Source organism: Synechococcus sp. H60.3 (assembly GCF_047462295.1).
Taxonomy (GTDB): domain Bacteria; phylum Cyanobacteriota; class Cyanobacteriia; order Thermostichales; family Thermostichaceae; genus Thermostichus.
In genome coordinates this window covers 11,603-13,214 of the sequence record NZ_JANSIY010000072.1, presented here as the reverse complement: position 1 = coordinate 13,214, position 1,612 = coordinate 11,603, and the positions used below count along the sequence as shown (strand labels likewise).

Here is a 1,612-nt window from a genome sequence, read left to right as displayed (position 1 = left end):
GCACTTTCAAGCAGAAGCCCGCCCTTGCCAACTGCGCATCTTGCCGGGGTTAAGCAATCCATAGGGATCCACTTCTTCCTTAAAACGGAGCTGGCGCGGATCCATCACTTTGCGACCCCCCTCTTCGATGATGAAAGTGTGGGGATTGGCGATGAAGACTCCCTGCGCCTCGTGATAGCGCATGATCTCGTTGAGGCGTTCTTCCGTTGTAAAGCGCACAATTTGCAGGCCGACCGGGGTAGCCTGCCCCCGGATGCGAATCCACTCCAGGTGCATCAGCACTTCGTCGCCAAAGTGCTCGTACAGGTGCTGCACCACCTTCAGCTCCCGATCGGGCGGAAAAATCGATTGTAGATAGGTCAAATTGGGATCCACGCTGCGGCAGTGCAGGGTGGTGTGGTTCCAAGAGAATTCCCCCAGTGAGATCCCCTTGCTTGCCTCCTGAGCCGTTTTGTTGTAGACCACCTGGCCGCCATGCTCCCGAATGAGCTCCAGCAACGGCTCTAGGCTGTACTCGGCCACCATCAAGAAGGCCACGGCGGATCCCTGGGGCAAGTAGTCCTGCAAGGGGACGAAGTAGCGAGGGATCGGCCAGGCGTGCAGGCTGATGAGTTTCTTCAGGATCCCATCTGCCTCGGCCAGAGCCTGGCCAAAGTGGGCGCAGGGCATAAACCCCCCCTCCGGCGGGAAGGCCACCACCAGCTCCGCCCAAGGATAGGCCGGCGCCAAGGGAATCTCCACCTCGGTGATGATCCCGTTGAGGCCCCAGGCATGGCTGACTTTAAACACGTCGTCTCCCCGCAGCTCCAGGGCCCGCGGCTCCTCTTCGACTGTAATCACCCGCAGCCCTAAGATGTTGCCCCGATCCAGCAGTTGGCCGTAGGTCACAGAGCCGATGCCGCCGCTACCGCCGGCAATGAACCCCCCAATAGTGGCGGTGCGGTAGGTGGAAGGGGCCATACGGATCTCCCAGCCCAGCTCGCGGGTGTGTTTGTCGATGGCCATCAGCTTGGCCCCCGCCTGTACCCGCGCCAAGCCCGGCTTGGCCCAGATTACCTGGTTGAGCTTGCTCATGTCCAGGATCACACCGCCAGCTAGGGGGATGCACTGGCCATAGTTGCCGGTACCGGCGCCGCGCACGGTCAGGGGTACTCTCCACTTGGCACAGGCCGCCGCCACCCGCATCACTTCTGCTTCATCGGCAGGGCGCACCACCACCTCCCCGCGCTTGTTGCTCAACTGGCGGCTGAGCACAGGGCTGTAGTGGTAAAAGTCCAGCGACAACTTGGCAACTTGCGCCGGATCGGTGATGATTTCAAGGTCGGCCAGCTCAGAAAGCAAGGCCTGCAATTTTCCAGAAGCAGCAACGGTCATAGGGATCCCCAATTGGATAGCAGGCTACTTAGACTCCATTGTCTGTGCAAAGGGCCGGCAGAAAGGCTCACCAGAGACAGAAAACGTCTCCCCAGGGGATCCCGGCCCGTCCCGAGCATCAGCCGAAGCGGCCCTCTACGTAGTCTTTGGTCGCCTCTTTGGCAGGGCTGTTGAAGATCACCTCCGTTCGGTCGAACTCCACCAGTTCGCCCACGCGGTTGGATCCCACCAGCTCCAC

1 protein-coding gene and 1 pseudogene are annotated in these 1,612 nt (G+C 60.7%); both read right to left on the bottom strand.

What is annotated here, in order from left to right; translation table 11 throughout:
• Positions 1-6: 6 nt before the first annotated feature.
• Positions 7-1,374, bottom strand: a complete 1,368-nt coding sequence (locus NW841_RS08735) for an FAD-binding oxidoreductase (protein WP_414386114.1) — start codon at positions 1,372-1,374, stop codon at positions 7-9.
• Between the two features lie 118 nt (positions 1,375-1,492).
• Positions 1,493-1,612: pseudogene (locus NW841_RS08730) on the bottom strand (phosphate ABC transporter ATP-binding protein); the annotation flags it as partial.